The 16308-nt window shown below is 69.3% G+C and carries 19 protein-coding genes; 11 read left to right on the top strand and 8 right to left on the bottom strand.

Going from position 1 to position 16308, the window contains the following annotated elements; genetic code table 11:
* Window position 1 precedes the first annotated feature (1 nt).
* Together DDE23_RS07615 and DDE23_RS07620 are read left to right on the top strand one after the other, a co-directional pair.
* The gene (locus tag DDE23_RS07615; protein ID WP_107751372.1) at window positions 2-1051 is read left to right on the top strand and encodes a branched-chain amino acid ABC transporter permease; all 1050 of its coding nucleotides are present in this window, start codon (window positions 2-4) and stop codon (window positions 1049-1051) included.
* The gene (locus DDE23_RS07620) at window positions 1048-1821 is read left to right on the top strand and encodes an alpha/beta fold hydrolase (RefSeq protein ID WP_107751373.1); all 774 of its coding nucleotides are present in this window, start codon (window positions 1048-1050) and stop codon (window positions 1819-1821) included. The genes DDE23_RS07615 and DDE23_RS07620 overlap by 4 nt, the downstream gene beginning before the upstream one ends.
* A gap of 160 nt (window positions 1822-1981) precedes the next feature.
* Here the strand turns inward: DDE23_RS07620 and DDE23_RS07625 are convergent, their stop codons facing one another.
* The 3 genes from DDE23_RS07625 to sseA are packed head-to-tail and all read right to left on the bottom strand — an operon-like array spanning window position 1982 to window position 4587.
* Window positions 1982-3160 carry an amino acid aminotransferase gene (locus tag DDE23_RS07625; protein ID WP_107751374.1) on the bottom strand — a complete coding sequence of 393 codons (1179 nt, stop codon included), beginning with the start codon at window positions 3158-3160 and terminating at the stop codon, window positions 1982-1984.
* 10 nt (window positions 3161-3170) lie between these two features.
* Complete coding sequence (locus DDE23_RS07630; RefSeq protein ID WP_107751375.1) at window positions 3171-3737, bottom strand: GNAT family N-acetyltransferase; 567 nt, start codon at window positions 3735-3737, stop codon at window positions 3171-3173.
* 1 nt (window position 3738) lies between these two features.
* The gene (gene sseA / locus DDE23_RS07635) at window positions 3739-4587 is read right to left on the bottom strand and encodes a 3-mercaptopyruvate sulfurtransferase (protein ID WP_107751376.1); all 849 of its coding nucleotides are present in this window, start codon (window positions 4585-4587) and stop codon (window positions 3739-3741) included.
* 188 nt (window positions 4588-4775) lie between these two features.
* Between sseA and zapE the strand changes: the two genes are divergently transcribed.
* A complete protein-coding gene (gene zapE, locus DDE23_RS07640) occupies window positions 4776-5870 on the top strand; it encodes a cell division protein ZapE (protein WP_107751377.1) in 1095 nt (364 codons plus the stop codon).
* Here zapE and DDE23_RS07645 read toward each other — a convergent pair.
* Together DDE23_RS07645 and DDE23_RS07650 are read right to left on the bottom strand one after the other, a co-directional pair.
* Window positions 5867-6052 (bottom strand): hypothetical protein, encoded by a 186-nt coding sequence (locus tag DDE23_RS07645; RefSeq protein WP_107751378.1) that lies wholly within the window; start codon window positions 6050-6052, stop codon window positions 5867-5869. The two genes, zapE and DDE23_RS07645, sit on opposite strands and share 4 nt — an antisense overlap.
* Window positions 6053-6110: 58 nt before the next feature.
* Window positions 6111-6998 (bottom strand): NAD-dependent epimerase/dehydratase family protein, encoded by an 888-nt coding sequence (locus DDE23_RS07650; RefSeq protein WP_107751379.1) that lies wholly within the window; start codon window positions 6996-6998, stop codon window positions 6111-6113.
* 86 nt (window positions 6999-7084) lie between these two features.
* Between DDE23_RS07650 and DDE23_RS07655 the strand changes: the two genes are divergently transcribed.
* Window positions 7085-7987: a LysR family transcriptional regulator gene (locus DDE23_RS07655; RefSeq protein ID WP_107751380.1), complete on the top strand. Its 903-nt coding sequence runs from the start codon at window positions 7085-7087 to the stop codon at window positions 7985-7987.
* A 3-nt stretch (window positions 7988-7990) separates the two neighbouring features.
* On the opposite strand, the gene DDE23_RS07660 is transcribed toward DDE23_RS07655, so the two are convergent.
* Window positions 7991-8383, bottom strand: coding sequence for a hypothetical protein (locus DDE23_RS07660; protein ID WP_107751381.1), 393 nt, complete (start codon window positions 8381-8383; stop codon window positions 7991-7993).
* Between the two features lie 141 nt (window positions 8384-8524).
* Between DDE23_RS07660 and leuB the strand changes: the two genes are divergently transcribed.
* Window positions 8525-9631 (top strand): 3-isopropylmalate dehydrogenase, encoded by a 1107-nt coding sequence (gene leuB / locus DDE23_RS07665; protein ID WP_107751382.1) that lies wholly within the window; start codon window positions 8525-8527, stop codon window positions 9629-9631.
* Between the two features lie 41 nt (window positions 9632-9672).
* Here leuB and DDE23_RS07670 read toward each other — a convergent pair whose 3' ends face one another.
* Entirely contained in the window at window positions 9673-10242 is a 570-nt protein-coding gene (locus DDE23_RS07670; RefSeq protein WP_107751383.1) for a TetR/AcrR family transcriptional regulator, read from the bottom strand.
* A gap of 54 nt (window positions 10243-10296) precedes the next feature.
* On the opposite strand from DDE23_RS07670, the gene DDE23_RS07675 reads away from it, so the two are divergent.
* The 4 genes from DDE23_RS07675 (at window position 10297) to DDE23_RS07690 (ending at window position 12235) form a co-directional block, all read left to right on the top strand.
* Window positions 10297-10740 (top strand): VOC family protein, encoded by a 444-nt coding sequence (locus DDE23_RS07675; protein ID WP_107751384.1) that lies wholly within the window; start codon window positions 10297-10299, stop codon window positions 10738-10740.
* Complete coding sequence (locus DDE23_RS07680) at window positions 10737-11051, top strand: MmcQ/YjbR family DNA-binding protein (protein WP_107751385.1); 315 nt, start codon at window positions 10737-10739, stop codon at window positions 11049-11051. The genes DDE23_RS07675 and DDE23_RS07680 overlap by 4 nt, the downstream gene beginning before the upstream one ends.
* 68 nt (window positions 11052-11119) lie before the next feature.
* Window positions 11120-11557, top strand: coding sequence for an SgcJ/EcaC family oxidoreductase (locus DDE23_RS07685; RefSeq protein WP_107751386.1), 438 nt, complete (start codon window positions 11120-11122; stop codon window positions 11555-11557).
* Between the two features lie 303 nt (window positions 11558-11860).
* On the top strand, window positions 11861-12235 hold the full coding sequence (locus tag DDE23_RS07690) for a hypothetical protein (RefSeq protein WP_107751387.1): 375 nt from the start codon (window positions 11861-11863) through the stop codon (window positions 12233-12235).
* An 84-nt stretch (window positions 12236-12319) separates the two neighbouring features.
* On the opposite strand, the gene DDE23_RS07695 is transcribed toward DDE23_RS07690, so the two are convergent.
* The gene (locus DDE23_RS07695; protein ID WP_107751388.1) at window positions 12320-13498 is read right to left on the bottom strand and encodes a thiolase family protein; all 1179 of its coding nucleotides are present in this window, start codon (window positions 13496-13498) and stop codon (window positions 12320-12322) included.
* An 83-nt stretch (window positions 13499-13581) separates the two neighbouring features.
* Here DDE23_RS07695 and DDE23_RS07700 point away from each other — a divergent pair, with 83 nt between their 5' ends.
* Window positions 13582-13917, top strand: coding sequence for an STAS domain-containing protein (locus DDE23_RS07700; protein ID WP_107751389.1), 336 nt, complete (start codon window positions 13582-13584; stop codon window positions 13915-13917).
* A gap of 43 nt (window positions 13918-13960) precedes the next feature.
* Window positions 13961-14458, top strand: coding sequence for an ATP-binding protein (locus DDE23_RS07705; RefSeq protein WP_157957985.1), 498 nt, complete (start codon window positions 13961-13963; stop codon window positions 14456-14458).
* Window positions 14459-16308: the final 1850 nt, after the last annotated feature.

Below are 16308 nucleotides of genomic sequence, written 5' to 3' on the forward strand. Positions count from 1 at the left end.
GATGATGCGCATTCTTTCCGGCGATTCCCCGAAAAGCCCGGTGCTGGCGGTGCTGCTGGCGCTGATCCTGCTGGCGCTGGCCTTCGCGCCTTTCCTGTTCCCCGGCTCGCGGTCGCTGGAAACCGCCGCCCGGATCTGCATCTTCATCGTGCTGGTGGCGAGCTACGACTTGCTCTTGGGCTATGGCGGCATCGTCAGCTTCGCCCATACCATGTTCTTCGGCATGGGCGCCTACGGCGTCGCCATCGCCACGGCGCGGATGGGCACGGGATACCCGGCGCTGGCGGTGGGCGCACTGGCTGGCATGGTCGCGGCGGGACTGGTGGCGCTGCTGATCGCGCTGCTGTCACTGCGCGTGCGGGCGATCTTCTTCGCCATGATTACGCTCGCCATCGCCTCGGCCGTGGCGGTGCTGGTCAGCCAGCTGTCGGCCATCACCGGCGGCGAGGACGGGATGAACATCCGCATCCCGCGCGAACTGACCCCGGCCTTCCGGCTGGGCGAGGTGATGGGCACCGGGATCAACGGCAAGATCCTGAACTATTACCTCGTGTTCTTCTGCTGCCTGGCGCTGTTCCTGCTGATGCTGCGCATCGTCAACTCGCCCTTCGGCCGCGTCCTGCAGGCGATCCGCGAAAACGCCTTCCGGGCCGAGGCGATCGGCTACCGCGTCGTCCTCTACCGGGCGCTCGCCACCTGCCTCAGCGCGATGATCGCGGCACTGGCGGGGTCGCTCTTCGCCATCTGGCTGCGCTACGTGGGCCCGGCGACCACGCTGGGGATGGAGATCATGATGGACATCCTGCTCATCGTGGTGATCGGCGGCATGGGGACGATGTATGGCGCGGTAGTCGGCACGGCGATCTTCGTGCTGGCGCAGAACTACCTGAAAACGCTGATGGGCGGCATGTCCGAGGCAACCTCGGCCCTGCCGCTGATCCCCGACCTCCTCAGCCCCGACCGCTGGCTTCTGTGGCTGGGCATCCTCTTCATCCTGTCGGTCTATTTCTTCCCCACCGGCATCGTCGGCCGCCTGCGGGGAACCCGGTGACGCGCGAGTCCCGCGTGACAATCCGGGGCCCTGCGGGCGCCCCGCCGGTCATCCTGCTGCACGGCTGGACCATGACCGGCGGGATCTGGGCGCCGGTCATGGAGCGGCTTCCTGCGCGCTGCTACGCCCCCGACCTGCCCGCACATGGCGAGACCACGGGCTACGCGCCCTCGGTCGAGGGCGGCGTGGCGCAGCTGGGCGATCTGATCGCGGAGCAGGGGATAGAGGGCGCCACGCTGGTCGGCTGGTCGCTGGGCGCGCTGATCGGCTGGCGCTACCTGGCCGGGGGCGGCGCGGGCGTGGCGCGCATGGTCTCGCTCGACATGTCGCCCTGCCCCCTGCCCGCGCCCGGCTGGGATTTCCCGATGCGCGGCCAGAGCGCCGAGAAAGCCGCCCGCGGCGCCGCCCGCTTCCGCGCCGACTGGCCGGGCGCCGCGCGCGCCATCGCCCAGGGCATGTTCGCCCGCCCCGAAAGCGCGCCGCCGCAGATCGGGGCCGGGATCCGCCGCCAGGACCCCGAGGCCATGGCGTGCTTCTGGGAATCGCTGGTGGCGGTGGACCTGAGGGAGGCCATCCCGACACTGGACCTGCAGCTGCTGGCGATGCACGGCGCCGAGAGCCGGGTCTATGCCCCCGAGACCGGCGCCTGGATCGCCAGCGCGGCGAAACGGGGATCGGTCAAAGTGCTGCCCGGCTGCGGCCATGCGCCGAACCTTGAAGACCCGGACAGCACCGCCGCGGCGATCCGCGATTTCGCCCGTCTCGCCTGAGGCACGGTTCCTCCGGAAGGGCGTATTTTCAGCAGAATGAAAAGGCGCAGACAATTTGACTCAAATTGCGCATCTTTGTTCTGCAAATATCCTCGGGGGGTGAGGCCGCAGGCCGAGGGGGGCAGAAGGCCCCCCTGCTCCGCTGCCACCCGAGGTGCCGTCAAAGGATTGCGGCGATGCCGCGGGCCACCATCGGGATGCTCTCCTCGGTCAGGCCCGCCATGTTCAGCCGTCCGCCGCCGACGACATAGACGCCGTATTCCTCGCGCAGGCGCTCAATCTGGGCATCGTCCCCGCCCAAGAGCGAGAACATGCCGCGCTGGTCGGCGAGATAGCCGAAGCGGTCCGAGCCGGAAGCATCGCGCAGGGCTTCGGCCAGCAGCCGCCGCAGGCGGTTCATCCGGTCGCGCATCTCGGTCAGTTCCGCTTCCCAATCGGCGCGGAGTGCCGGATCCTCGAGGATCATCGTCACCACCCGCGCGCCGTGGTCGGGCGGGAAGCTGATCGCCTGGCGGTTCAGCACCTCCAGATTGCCCTGGACCGTGGCGCGCTCGCCCTCCGGCGCGATGACCAGGCAGCAGCCGGTCCGCTCGCGGTAGAGGCCGAAGTTCTTCGAGGTCGAGGCGGCGACGATCATCCGCTCGACCCGCGCGGCGAGCATCCGGACGCCCGCGGCATCGGCATCGAGCCCGTCGCCAAAGCCCTGATAGGCGATGTCGACGAAGGGCAGCACGCCCGTCTCGGCGCAGAAATCGGCGAGTTGCGCCCAATCCTCGGCGTTCAGATCCGCCCCGGTCGGGTTGTGGCAGCAGCCATGCACCAGCACCACATCGCCCGCCTGCGCCCCGGCCAGATCGGCCCACATGCCGGCGCGATCCACCACGCCATTCTCGGCGTCGTAATAGCGGTAGGTCTTGAACGAGAGGCCCGCGGCCTTGGTCAGGGCGAAATGGTTGGGCCAGGTCGGTTGCGAGATCCAGATCGTGGCGTGGGGATGGGCCTTGGCCACCAGGTCGAGCCCCAGCCGCACCGCCGCCGTGCCGCCGGTCGCGGCGCTGCCCGCCAGACGCGCGGCGGGCACGCTGTCGCCCAGCACCAGCCCGGCCATCGCCGCGCGGAAGGCGGGATCGCCCGAGAGCGTGGTATAGGTCTTGGTTTCCTGCGTCTCGACCAGGCGCCGTTCGGCGGCCTTGACCGCGCGCATCACCGGCGTGTTGCCCTGCGCATCCTTGTAGACGCCGAGGCCGAGGTCGACCTTGGCCGTGCGCGGATCCTCGCGGTAGAGGGTCATCACCTTGAGGATCGGGTCGCCCGGCGGGGGGGTGAGCGTCTGGAACATGGCAGGATCCTCAGGTCAGGGGTTGCGAGGCGGTGAAATCCTGCACCAGCTTGCGCGATTTCACCTCGGTCCGCACGGGCGAGAAGCCCATGCGCTGGTATTGCTGCAGGGCGCGGGGATGGTCCAGCGTGCAGGTGTTGACGGTGACTTTCCGCGTGTCCGGCCGCTCCCAGGCGGTCAGCAGCGCGGTCTTCAGCAGCCAGGACCCCAGCCCGGTCCCCACCGCCTGCGGCACCAGTCCGAAATAGGCAAGGTCGCAGGTCCCGGCCTCGGTCCCGTCGAGCATGAAGAAACCCTGCGGCCAGCCCCGCGACATCAGCGCATAGAGCGCGACCTCGGGGTGCTGGATCCAGGCCTCGACCTCGGCCGCAGGGCGGGCGTGCTGGTCGGTCCAGGCATAATCGCGTCCGACCGCGTCATAAAGCGACAGGAACCACCAGACCGGCGGCGCATCGGCGCGGACCAGCAGCCCTTCGCGCCCCAGGGGCAGCGGTGGCCAGCCGAAGCCCGGCCGCTTGGTCATCTCCAGCCAGGTGACGCGGTAGTCGATCGACTGGCCGGCCCGGTACAGCGTCATCTCAGCCCTTCTCGACCTTCAGGTCGGGGTACATGCCCCATTCCGACCAGGACCCGTCATAAAGCGCGTGCTGGCGGTTGCCGAGGATCTCCAGCGCCAAGGACAGCACCGCCGCCGTGACCCCCGACCCGCAGGAGGTGATGACCGGGCGGGCGATATCCACGCCCGCGGCCTCGAAGGCGGCGCGGAGCCCGGCTTCGTCCTTCATCGTGTTGTCGGAGTTCAGCAGCGTCAGGAACGGCACGCTTTTCGCGCCGGGGATATGACCCGCGCGCAGGCCCGGGCGGGGTTCGGCGGCCTCGCCCCGGAAGCGTTCGGCGGACCGCGCATCGGCGATCTGCCAGTCACCCAGTTTCGAGGCCGAGGCGACCTGGCTCACGTCCTTGACCAGATGCGCCTGGCGCTGGACGGTGATGTGGCGGTCGCGGACCACGGGCGGCATGTCGTCCAGCGGGCGGCCCTCGGCCTTCCACTTGGGCAGGCCGCCGTCCAGCACCGCGACATCGGTCTTGCCCATCAGGCGGAAGGTCCACCAGACGCGGGGCGCCGACCAGATGCCCTTGCTGTCATAGACCACGACCTGATGGCCGTCGCCCACGCCCATCGCCCGCATCCGGCTGATGAATTTCTCGGGCGGGGGGGCCATGTGGGGCAGCGCCGAGCGCTGGTCGCTGATCTCGTCGATATCGAAGAAACGGGCGCCGGGAATATGCTCGACCTCGTATTCCTCCCGGGCGTTGCGGCCCGAATCGGCGAAATGCCACGAGGCATCCAGAAGCCGCAGATCGGGATCGTTCAGATGCGCGGCCAGCCACTCGGTGGACACCAGCGTGCGCGGATCGTCGGCCATCTCAATCTCCCTTGCTTCACACGGCCCACCGTTACCGAATGCGCACCGGGTGAGGCAAGGGCAGAAGCGGGGTTGCGCCCCCGTGACGGCGGGGCCGGCGGCAATTGGCGCGCCCGCCGGCCGGGGATTTCGCCCCTGTATACCGGCGCATGCTGGCCTTGGCCGCAGCGGCGCGCTAAGTCAGCCGGATGACACAGAACGCCCGACTGACCCTGACCGAGATCTACGACGCCAAGGTGGCGGCGGGCGAGCTGCATCCCGACGCCGCCCAGCGCGCCGTCCTGCCCGCGCTGGAGGAACGGCGCGCCTTTCTGGAGCAGCCGGTGAAGAAGGGCCTGTTGGGCGGTTTCTTCAAGAAGGCGCCCGAGGGTTACAAGGGTCTCTACCTCTGGGGCGGGGTCGGACGCGGCAAGTCGATGCTGATGGATCTGTTCGAGAAATCCGTGGATATCGAGGCCAAGCGCCGGGTCCATTTCCACGCCTTCATGCAGGAAATCCACCACGGCATGCACGAGGCCCGCAAGACCGGTGTTGACGATGCGCTGGCCCCGGTGGCGAAGAAAGTGGCCGAGGATCTGCGGCTGCTGGCCTTCGACGAGATGCAGATCACCGATATCACCGATGCGATGATCGTGGGCCGTCTGTTCCAGATGCTGATGGAGGCGGGGGTGGTGATCGTCACCACCTCGAACCGGGTGCCCGAGGATCTGTACAAGAACGGGCTGAACCGGGCGCTGTTCCTGCCCTTCATCGCGCTGATCCGCCAGAAGATGGACGTGATCGACCTGATCAGCGAGACGGATTATCGCCAGCACCGGCTGACCGGCCAGCAGGTCTATTTCACCCCCGCCGGTTCCGCCGCGCGGGCGGCGATCGACACGCTCTGGCACGAGCTGACCGGCCATGCGACCGGCACGCCCTTGGTGCTGAGCGTGCAGGGCCGTCAGGTCGAGGTGCCGCGCCATCACAACGCGGTGGCCCGGGCCTCGTTCTGGGATCTCTGCGGGCGGCCGCTGGGTCCGGCGGATTACCTGTCGCTGGCGGAAAAGGTGCGGGTGCTGATCCTCGAGGATATCCCGATGCTGTCGGCGTCGAATTACAACGAGGCCAAGCGCTTCGTCACGCTGATCGACGCCTTGTACGAGGCCAAGGTCCGCCTGATCGCCAGCGCCGCCGACGAGCCTGAACGGCTTTATGCCGAAGGTGCGGGCGCCTTCGAATTCGAACGCACGGCCAGCCGCCTGCGCGAGATGCAGGCGGCCGACTGGGGCAGCGACCTTTAGGCCCCGCTGCCGGTCTTCTCGATCCGGGAGAAGGCTTTCAGCTTGCCGTCGCCCTGCGTCCGGGGGCGCTGCTGCAAGGCCATCGTCGCCTTGCTGGGCATGTCGGCCTTGGCGGCGGCGGTGAACCTTTCCAGCCGCCCTTTCGAGGCACCGCGATCATGGTCGAGGGGATGTTTGGACATCAATCTCTCCTGTGTCGATGGCGTCGGAAGGGCAGCCTAACGCAGCCGCCCCCGCAAGTCACGCCGCAGCCGCGAAACCCTGCCGCCGCGCCAACACGGCACGCAGAACCTCGCTGAGCGGGGTTTCGCGGAACTCGGGCAGCAGCGCCCGAAGCCGGGCGCCGGACAGGCTGTGCGGCGTGTCGTAGAGGTAGCGCATCTCGCCCAGCTCGCGCCCCAGCTCCCAGACCGGCGCGGCCAGACGGATCGCCCACCACGGGAAATGGCCCAGCCTGAGCTTGCGGCCGGTGAGCCCGTGCAGCGCCTGCATCAGGTCGCGGGTCGAGGCGGTGTGACCGGGGAACGGCACATCGCAGAAAGCTGGCAGCGCGGCGCGCTTTTCGGCCAGCATGACGCCGGCGCGGGCCATGTCGGGCAGATAGGCATAGGCATGCGCGGCGTCGGGATCGCCCATCGAGGTGACGACGCCCTTGGCGAAACTGCGCAGCGTGGCGATGTCGATCAGCGATTCCGCCGTGTCGGGGTCGATGAAATCCCCCGCCCTGACGATGATCGTGCGCACCCCCTCGGCCGCGGCAGCCTTGTAGCGGGCCTCGACCTCGGCCCGGATGCGGCCCTTGCGGGACACCGGCCGGTGCGGAGTCGTCTCGTCCCAGGGGCCGGGCTGGGTGCCGAAGACATAGACATTGCCGGGAAAGAGGATCGTCGCGCCCGAGGCTTTGGCGGCGGCCAGAACCTCGGTGGTGATGGCGGGCAGGATCCGGTCCCAGGCGTGGTAATTGGGCGGGTTCAGCCCGTTGACGATCACCGCGCAGCCCTGCGCCGCGGCGGCCATGTCGGTGCCGCGGGTGTAGGCCCTTGTCTGCCAGCCAGCGTCCTGGAAGGCCTTGGTGAAATGGCGGCCGATCTTGCCACGGGCGCCGAGGATCAGGGCGGTCTGGGTCATGGGACATCTCCTTTGCCCCCCTGATATGCCCCCGCGACACCCTGAATGAAATTGCATGGCCGCGCATATCCTGTATTCAGAAATGTATGGATACGCTCGCTTCCCTCGACTGGTCGCTGGTTCAGGCCTTTCTCGCCGTGGCCGAGACCGGCAGCCTGTCCTCGGCCGCCCGCCAGCTGGGCCGCAGCCAGCCGACGCTCGGCCGCCAGATCCGGACCATGGAGGCGCAGCTGGGCGCCGACCTCTTCCACCGCCAGCCGCGCGGCCTGGCCCTGACCGAGACGGGCAATGCCCTGCTCTCGCCCGCCCGGGCGATGCGCGAGGCGGCGAACGCCATGGCGCTGGCCGCCGCCGGGCGCGAGGAGAGGCTGGAGGGCAGCGTGCGCCTGACCGCCTCGGTCGCCGTCTCGGTCTTTCACCTGCCGCGCATCCTGACCGCGATCCGCCGGGCCGAGCCCCGCATCGCGCTGGAGCTGGTGCCGTCCGACCGCTCTTCGAACCTGCTGTATCGCGAGGCCGATATCGCCATCCGCATGTATCGCCCGACGCAGCAGGATCTGGTGACCCGGCATCTGGGCGACACGGCCATCGGCGCCTTCGCCTCCCGCGACTACATCCAGCGGCGCGGCCTGCCCCGCGGCGTGGCCGAGACCGCGACGCACGACCTGATCGGCCAGGACCGCGAGACGCTATTGCTGGACGGGATGCGGGCGCTGGGCCTGCCTGCCACGAAGGACATGTTCGCCTTTCGCTGCGACGATGTGGCGACCAGCTGGCAATTGATCCGGGCGGGGGCCGGGATCGGCTTCATCCAGCGCAGCCTGGGCCAGCGCGACCCCGATCTGGTCGAGATCGACCTCGGGGTGAGCCTGCCCACCCTGCCCGTCTGGCTGACGGCACACGAGGCCATGCGCCGGACACCGCGCATCCGCCGGGTCTGGGACCTGCTGGCCGAGGCGCTGGTCCCGGCGATGGACCTGCGCCGCTGAGCCCTATTCGATCGGCGTCGCGTCGAGCGATCCGCCCCAGGCGATCAGCCGACGGATCAGCGGCTGCACCCGGGGCATTTCGCGCGCGCAGGTCTCGGGCTTGTCCAGCATGTCGAAGGCCGGGTGATAGAAACGGTCGTCATAGGCGTTGGCATCAAGGCCCAGACTCTCGGCAATCAGATCGGCGGTGCCGGTCAGAAGCGCCCATTCGGCGCTGTTGTCGCTGCCCCCCGGACAATTGCTCTGCACGACATTGGCGACGACCAGCTGCATGAGCAGGTGCTCCTGCTCGCCCTGGGTCATCGGCGGCAGCGTCGGCAGGGGGACGGTAACCCCGCCATCGGCCTGGGCGGCACCGGCCGTCAGGCACAGGGCGAGGACAAGGGAAAAGCGCATGGAAAGAACCTGCTGAAAAGGGATCAGACGGCAGAGTAGCACGGAGTCGGGGCCGGAAAAGACACGAAAACCGGCGCGCGCTTGACCGCGCGGCAGAGGCAGGCTAGGCCGCTTTCGCATCCGTATTGACAGGAGTCCCCCGTGGCGAACCCTTCCATCCTGATCCTGGCCGGCGACGGCATCGGCCCCGAAGTCATGGGCGAAGTGAAGAAGATCATCGCCTGGTACGGTGACAAGCGCGGGCTTGCCTTCGACGTGAGCGAGGATCTGGTGGGCGGCTGCGCCTATGACGCGCATGGCACGCCCCTGACCGATGCGACCATGGAAAAGGCGCAGGAGGTGGACGCCGTGCTGCTGGGCGCCGTCGGCGGCCCGCAATACGACAGCCTGCCCTTCGCCGTGAAGCCCGAGCGCGGCCTCCTGCGCCTGCGCAAGGAGATGGACCTCTACGCCAACCTGCGCCCGGCCCAGTGCTTCGACGCGCTGGCCGATTTCAGCTCGCTGAAGAAGGACGTGGTGGCCGGGCTCGACATCATGATCGTGCGCGAGCTGACCTCGGGCGTCTATTTCGGCGAACCGCGCGGCGTCTTCACCGAAGGCAATGAGCGCGTCGGCATCAACACCCAGCGCTATACCGAGAGCGAGATCGCCCGCGTCGCCCGCTCGGCGTTTGAACTGGCCCGCAAGCGCGGCAACAAGGTCTGCTCGATGGAGAAGGCCAATGTGATGGAATCGGGCGTCCTGTGGCGCGAGGTCGTGCAGGAGATCCACGACAAGGAATACCCGGACGTGGCGCTGAGCCACATGTACGCCGATGCCGGCGCCATGCAGCTGACCCGCTGGCCGAAGCAGTTCGACGTGATCGTCACCGACAACCTGTTCGGCGACCTGCTGTCGGATCTGGCGGCGATGCTGACCGGCTCGCTGGGGATGCTGCCCTCGGCCTCGCTCGGCGCGCCGATGGCGAATGGCCGCCCGAAGGCGCTGTATGAACCGGTGCACGGCTCGGCGCCCGACATCGCCGGTCAGGGCAAGGCCAACCCGATCGCCTGCATCCTGTCCTTCGCCATGGCGCTGCGCTATTCGTTCAACGAACTGACCGAAGCCGATCGCCTGGAAAAGGCCGTCGAGAAGGTTCTGGCCGATGGCCTGCGCACCGGCGACCTGATGGGCCCCGAGGGCGGCACCCCGGTCTCGACCGCTGCCATGGGCGACGCGATCATCGCCGCGCTGGACGCCAGCCTCTGAGACGACGCCGGTAGGATGGGCAATATTGCCCATCCTACGCCTCAGCCCTCCACCAGCCGCAGGGCCAGCGCCGCCAGCCCGTCGGCGAAGTCGCGGTCCAGGGGCAGGTGCCCGGTCAGGAGCCGGTAGAAGAGCGGCCCGTAGATCATGTCGAGCAGCGTCTCGATCTCGGCCTCCGCCACCCTTCCCTGCAACAACCCCCGCCCCGTCTCCCGGCTGGCCAGGATCACCTGATTGCGGAACGCGCGGCTGATCTCGCTTTCCGGGTCGGACGCCGCCAGCGCCATGGCGATCTGCCGCCCCCGCGTCGCCGCGAAGGTCGCGACCAGCGCCCTCAGCTGACCGCGCAGCCGCAGCGCCAGCGTATCGCCCCGCGGTTCGGGATCCTCGGCATCCAGCATCAGCGCCGCCATCGCCAGCTCCAGCGCATGGGCCCAGTGGCGGTAGAGCGTGGGCTTGCCCACGCCCGAGCGCTGCGCCACCGCATCCATGGTCAGGCGTCCCAGCCCCTCCTCGGTCAGGATGGCGCGGGCGGCCTCCAGCGCCTTGTCGCGGGCCTCGGCCGAGGGGGGGCGGCCTGGGCCGCGGCGGGAAACGGGTTGACGGGTCATATTACGAAACGTAACGTAACATAATTCGCCGTCAACCCCCAACCGGAGTCGCCGATGCCCGCCCTTCTTTCGCTCAGCCCCTATCTGGTCTGCCGCAATGCCGCCTCGGCACTCGCGTTCTATCAGGCGGCCTTCGGCGCCGAGGAGATCTTCCGCATGACCGATCCCGCCGATGGCCGTATCGGCCATGCCGAGCTGCGCATCGCAGGCGCCTTGGTCATGATCGCCGACGAATACCCCGATTTCGGCGCCATCAGCCCCGACACGCTGGGCGGCACCGCCGTCACGCTGCATCTGGCGACCGAGGATGCCGATGCCGCCACCGCCCGGGCCGAGGCCGCCGGTGCGCTGGTCCTGCGCCCGCCCGCGACGCAGAGCTTCGGCGAGCGCAGCGCCGTGCTGCTGGACCCCTACGGCCATCGCTGGATGCTGTCGCAGAATGTCGAGGCCCTGACCCCCGAGGAAATGCAGCGCCGCTGGTCGGAACAGGGCGCGTGACCGGAGCCGAGTTCCGGACGATGGCGCTGGCCCTCCCCGGCACCGGGGAGGCGCCGCATTTCGACCGCGCCGCCTTTCGCGTGCGGCGGATCTATGCCTCGCTGGCCGCCGACGGGCTCAGCGCCAATCTCAACCTCTCGCCCGAGGAACAGGCGCATTACGCGGCCCTGCTGCCCGGCCATGTCAGGCCGGTCCCGAATGCCTGGGGCGCCCGGGGCTGGACCGAGGTGACGCTCTCGGGCCTTTCTCCCGACAGGCTGGAGGGCCCGCTGCGCGCCGCCTGGGCCCGGGGATCGGCGCGCGGGCTCTAACCCGAATGGGTAAAGCGCCGCGGCCAGGGCGGGCGTAGACTGATCGCTCATCCCAACGAGGTTCTTTCATGCACGCCCTGCGCTCCCTGACCGTCGTCCTCGCCTTCCTCCTGTCCCTGACCCCCGCCGCGGCGCAGGTCGCCACCCCGCGCGAAGCAGCCGACCGCATGGTCGCCGCCGTCGCCGCGCGGGACGCCGCCGCTGTCGCCGCGCTCTATGCGCCCGAAGCGATCGTCCTCGTCGCCTCGCAACCCGTCATCGCCGGACGCGAGGCGATCGGCCAGGCATGGGCGCGCAATTTCGCCGGCGGCTATGCCGCGCTGGCCATCCTGCAGGCCCGCACCGACACCGGCAGCGACCGCGCGGCGATGGTCATCCTGTGGGAGGCGACGATCCGGCCGCAGGGCGCCGCGCCGCAGTCGATCCGGGGCCGGTCGCTTCTCTATTTCACCCGCGCGGCGGAAGGCTGGCTGATTTCGGCCGACATGTCGCAAGTCCCAGGCTGAGATTTTTCGGCGGCCAAGGCAGCACCCCGCGCATCTGCCCCGACGTCAGGCATGACGCCCCGCCCGGTCGCAGCGGCCGCACCCGGCGGGTGCCGTTACGGCATCGTTACAAAACCGCCAAGAACGTTACGCATGTTAAGGGTTCAAGGCCCCTCACGCGATTTTTTACCCGCATTTTTGCACAGTCTGCGGTCAATTTGGGCATATGTGTTACGGATTGATGACGCGGCACCGGAGACCTACCTCCATCTCGTGACCGGAAACGATCACAAGAACCAAAGACAGAAAAGTTAGAGAACTGACATGAACCGCGTTATCACCACCGCCGCCGTCGCCGCTTTCGCCGCTCTGGGCGCCGTCGCTGCCCATGCAGCCGACGTCAATGGCGCTGGCATCGTGACCCCGTCGACCGTCGCTGCGACCTCGTCCGCCCACACCCTCCGTGCCGGCAACGTCTATTCGGCCCGTGACCTGGCGGTTGCCGGCCTGAACGCCTCGGACGTCCTCGAAGTCCAGGCCCCCGCGCAACTCGAAGTTCGCGCCGGTGACGTCTATTCGTCGCGCGACCTGAACGTCGCCGGCCTGAACGCCAACGATCTGGTTGTCGTCAGCAACTTCGCCGATCCGACCCGCAACCCGTCGACCAATGACCGTCGCAGCCTCAGCGACGAACGCTGATCCCAGCGACATCGTTAGCGTTACCCTCACGACGCGCGCCCTCCCCGGCGCGCGTCGAAATGTTTCGAGGCGCGGCCCCGGCCCTCAGGGCCGTTCGATGGCGATGGCCGTGCCCTCGCCCCCGCCGATGCAGATCGCCGCGATTCCCCGTTTCAGGCCCCGGTTCTCCAGCGCGTGCAGCAGCGTCACGATGATCCGCGCGCCCGAGGCGCCGATCGGATGGCCCAGCGCGCAGGCGCCGCCGTTCACGTTCATCTTCTCGCGCGGGATCCCCATTTCGCGCATGAAGGCCATGGGCACCACGGCGAAGGCCTCGTTGACCTCCCACAGGTCCACATCCGCGACCGACCAGCCCAGCCGGTCCAGCAGCTTGCGGGCGGCCGGAACCGGAGCGGTGGTGAACCAGCCCGGCGCCTGGGCGTGGCTGGCGTGACCGCGGACGATGGCGCGGATCGGCGCGCTCGTCTCCTCGGCCAGCGCGCGGGACGCCAGAACCAGCGCCGCCGCTCCGTCCGAGATCGAGGAGGAATTCGCCGCCGTCACCGTCCCGTCCTTGCGGAAGGCAGGTTTCAGCGTCGGGATCTTCTCGGGCCGGGCATTGGCGGGCTGCTCATCGGCCGTGATCGTCACCTCGCCCTTCGGCGTGTGCAGCGTGACCGCCGCGATCTCTCCGTCGAAGGCGCCGTCGGCCTGCGCCGACAGGGCGTTGGTCAGCGAGGTCAGCGCGTAATCGTCCTGCGCCTCGCGGGTGAACTGGAAATGCCCGGCGCAATCCTCGGCGAAGGTGCCCATGAGGCGGCCCCGGTCATAGGCGTCTTCCAGCCCGTCGAGGAACATGTGGTCGATCACCTGCTGGTGGCCGATCCGCGCGCCCGCCCGCATCTTCGGCAAGAGATACGGCGCTTCGGTCATACTTTCCATGCCGCCCGCGACCATCAGCCCGGTCTGGCCCAGCGCGATCTGGTCATGGGCGATCATCGCCGCCTTCATCCCCGAGCCGCACATCTTGTTCAGCGTCGTCGCCGGCACTTCGGGGCCGAGACCCGCCTTGAACCCGGCCTGCCGCGCGGGTGCCTGCCCCTGACCGGCGGGCAGAACGCAGCCCATTAACAATTCCTCGACCCGTTCGGGCGGGGTGCCCGCGCTCTCCAGCGCCGCGGCGATTGCCGCGCCGCCCAGTTCCGCCGCTGGCATCCCCTTGAAAATACCCTGGAAACCACCCATCGGGGTGCGCGCGGCACCAATGATGACGACCTCGGCCATCGGGCTCTCCCTTCGCACGTAAACCTTTCGGTAACGTTTAGCGCCTAGGCTGTTCGATGAACAAGACAATTGCGGAGGATGGAGTGGACATCGCCACGTCACGGGTCGGTCAGGCGCTGGTCGTCACCGTCATGGACAGCCGGATCGACGCCGCCGTGGCGATCGAATTCAAGGAGGCCGTGCGCACGGAAGCCGAGTCGCCGGGCAATCCCGTCATTCTGGACCTGTCCAACGTCACTTTCCTCGACAGCAGCGGGCTGGGCGCCGTGGTGGCGGTCATGAAGCTTCTGGGCGCCGAGCGTCGGCTGGAATTGTCGGGCCTGACCCCGCCTGTCGCCAAGGTCTTCCGCCTGACGCGCATGGACAGCGTCTTTACCATCCACTCGGAACTCCCCGGCGCGTTGCGGGCCACCGGCTGACTGCAGGGGAGAGGATGAAACAATGTCGGGCCGCGCTGTGAGCATGTCAGATTCCTCCGTTGGCGCCCCCTCCCGGCCCCGGACGGCGGCCGGACATGACAGGGGCGACGCAGGCAATCCCCGCCCCCTTTTCGACCGTGGCTTCCTGGCCGCGGACAAGACCACCCGCGCAGTGCTGGCCGATCTGGTGGCCGACCTGTCCCGTGCCGGGCTCACGCCGGACGACCTGTCGAACGCCGAGCTGGTTCTGGCCGAAGTCCTGAACAACATCGCCGAACACGCCTACAGCAAGGCACCGGGCCCGGTCGAGCTGCGGGTCGAGCTGCAGCGCGCGGGTCTGGGCTGCACCATTTCCGATCAGGGCCGCTCGCTGCCCGCGGGCGTGGTGCCGGACCCGGAACTGCCGCTGATCGCCCCGCCCGATCACCTGCCTGAGGGCGGGTTCGGCTGGCACATCATCCGCTGCCTGACCACCGATCTGCGTTACGCCAAGGACGGCGACTGGAACCGGCTCAGTCTGCGCATCCCTTGGGCGGATTGACGTTGGGCTGGACGAACTTGGTCGGGCTGGCGCGCTCCGCTCCGCCCGACCCCCCCGCCAGCGGCAAGGGCCGGCGATCCGGCGATGCGGCGCTTGAGAAGAAAACCCGCTGAGGGCACGCTCTCCCCGGGGTGACCGAGGCCAAGACCAGACGGCAGGCCCACAAGACGGCCAAATCCCCGCCTTGCGTCAGCGATGGTCGGGTCGGCCGCTGCAGGTCGAGGCCGGGTTCCTCAGAGCCCACGACCGCACCCCGCGAAAATTCTGACGAAACGCAGCCTGGCTGACGCACAAGCCCGCTTGCACTGACCCCGCCTGCTCTGGCCCGGCTGTCGGAGGCACGCGCTGACATCGGCCTTCGGCCATTTGCCCAGCCGCAGGGACGTCGCCCGCTTCCACCCGCCCACCAGGCGCCGGAACGGCGCGCGCGCACCCGGAGGCACTCTCCCCACCACCGCAACAGCGGCCGTCACGCGCCCGGACGGGACACGGGCGACAGGGCCACCCCCAAGGACGGCGCCCCATGCCACCCGCCCAATCCGCGCCGGGGCTGCGTGCTTTCACCCGGCCGACACTCTCCCCGCCACCACAACAGCGACCGTCAAGCGCCCGGTCGGGACAAGGGCGACAGGGCCACCACCAAGGACGTCGCCCGATACCACCCGCCCACCAGGCGCCGGAACGGCGCGCGCGCACCCGGAGGCACTCTCCCCACCACCGCAACAGTGGCCGTCAAGCGCCCGGTCGGGACAAGGGCGACAGGGCCACCCGCAAGGACGGCGCACCGCGCCACCCGCCCAGTCGGCGCCGGAACCGCGTGCGCTCACCCGGCCGACACTCTCCCCACCGTCGCAACAGTGACCGTCACGCGCCCGGTCGGGACAAGAGCGACAGGGCCACCCGCAAGGACGGCGCCCCATGCCACCCGCCCAATCCGCGCCGGAGCAGCGTACTCTCACCCGGCCGACACTCTCCCCGCCACCACAACAGCGGCCGTCAAGTGCCTGGGCGGGACACGGACGACGGGCACAGCCGCAGGGACGGCGCCCCGCGCCACCCGCCCAGTCGGCGCCGGAACAGCGTGCGCTCACCCGGGGGGCGCTCTCCCCACTATCGCAACAGTGACCGTCGAGCAGCCCGGACGGGATACGGTCGACAGGGCCACCCGCAAGGACGGCGCCCCATGCCACCCGCCCAATCCGCGCCGGAACAGCATGTGCTCACCCGGGGAGCACTCTCCCCACCATCGCAACAGCGACCGTCAAGTCCCCGGTCGGGACACGGACGACAGGAAACCCGCAAGGATGCCGCCCCATGCCACCCGCCCAATCGGCGGAGGCTGGCCTTGCGCTCGCGCGGGCGTGCCCCTGCCCCGTTGACAGAGGCGCGACCAGGAGCGGCTCCGTCAACGGTGGCCGGTCTGACGCAAGGTCCGCTCGCACGCGGGCCCCGGCCCTCGGCGCCTGAACGGGCGGACCCTGCGCCTGTCCGGTGATCGCCCGCCCCGACCGCGAGGCGCGATCCCGACCGGCTCGGCCGAGACCTGCCCGACCGACGCGGGAAGGGCGTTTCGGTCCGACTGCGCTCGCCAGGCGTCCGTTCGCCCAGTCCGCATGGACGCCATCCGCATGCGCCCGGTGAACGTCGATCCGTCGGCGCCGGGTCGGCCCGATGTCGGCACGCGACGCTCTCCGACCGGCGCCAACGCATCCTGCGCCCGGCCGGGACCGGCACCGGCCACCGCGCAGTCTGCCCCATCGGGAACCGCCTGCAACGCCGCGGCCCGAGGCAACGGCGATGCCCCGGCGCGACACCGGCCTGCCGCGTGCAGCCCTTCGCCGGGCCGCCCG

Source organism: Pararhodobacter aggregans (assembly GCF_003075525.1).
Lineage (GTDB): Bacteria > Pseudomonadota > Alphaproteobacteria > Rhodobacterales > Rhodobacteraceae > Pararhodobacter > Pararhodobacter aggregans.

Coding starts and splice junctions, on each gene's coding strand:
- DDE23_RS07645 (WP_107751378.1), bottom strand. CDS start 6,052: ATGTCCAAACATCCCCTCGACCATGATCGCGGTGCCTCGAAAGGGCGG.
- DDE23_RS07675 (WP_107751384.1), top strand. CDS start 10,297: ATGCCCGCCCTTCTTTCGCTCAGCCCCTATCTGGTCTGCCGCAATGCC.
- zapE (WP_107751377.1), top strand. CDS start 4,776: ATGACACAGAACGCCCGACTGACCCTGACCGAGATCTACGACGCCAAG.
- DDE23_RS07660 (WP_107751381.1), bottom strand. CDS start 8,383: ATGCGCTTTTCCCTTGTCCTCGCCCTGTGCCTGACGGCCGGTGCCGCC.
- DDE23_RS07695 (WP_107751388.1), bottom strand. CDS start 13,498: ATGGCCGAGGTCGTCATCATTGGTGCCGCGCGCACCCCGATGGGTGGT.
- DDE23_RS07625 (WP_107751374.1), bottom strand. CDS start 3,160: ATGTTCCAGACGCTCACCCCCCCGCCGGGCGACCCGATCCTCAAGGTG.
- DDE23_RS07650 (WP_107751379.1), bottom strand. CDS start 6,998: ATGACCCAGACCGCCCTGATCCTCGGCGCCCGTGGCAAGATCGGCCGC.
- DDE23_RS07705 (WP_157957985.1), top strand. CDS start 13,961: ATGTCAGATTCCTCCGTTGGCGCCCCCTCCCGGCCCCGGACGGCGGCC.
- DDE23_RS07690 (WP_107751387.1), top strand. CDS start 11,861: ATGAACCGCGTTATCACCACCGCCGCCGTCGCCGCTTTCGCCGCTCTG.
- DDE23_RS07615 (WP_107751372.1), top strand. CDS start 2: ATGATGCGCATTCTTTCCGGCGATTCCCCGAAAAGCCCGGTGCTGGCG.
- DDE23_RS07655 (WP_107751380.1), top strand. CDS start 7,085: ATGGATACGCTCGCTTCCCTCGACTGGTCGCTGGTTCAGGCCTTTCTC.
- DDE23_RS07670 (WP_107751383.1), bottom strand. CDS start 10,242: ATGACCCGTCAACCCGTTTCCCGCCGCGGCCCAGGCCGCCCCCCCTCG.
- DDE23_RS07630 (WP_107751375.1), bottom strand. CDS start 3,737: ATGACGCTGTACCGGGCCGGCCAGTCGATCGACTACCGCGTCACCTGG.
- DDE23_RS07685 (WP_107751386.1), top strand. CDS start 11,120: ATGCACGCCCTGCGCTCCCTGACCGTCGTCCTCGCCTTCCTCCTGTCC.
- sseA (WP_107751376.1), bottom strand. CDS start 4,587: ATGGCCGACGATCCGCGCACGCTGGTGTCCACCGAGTGGCTGGCCGCG.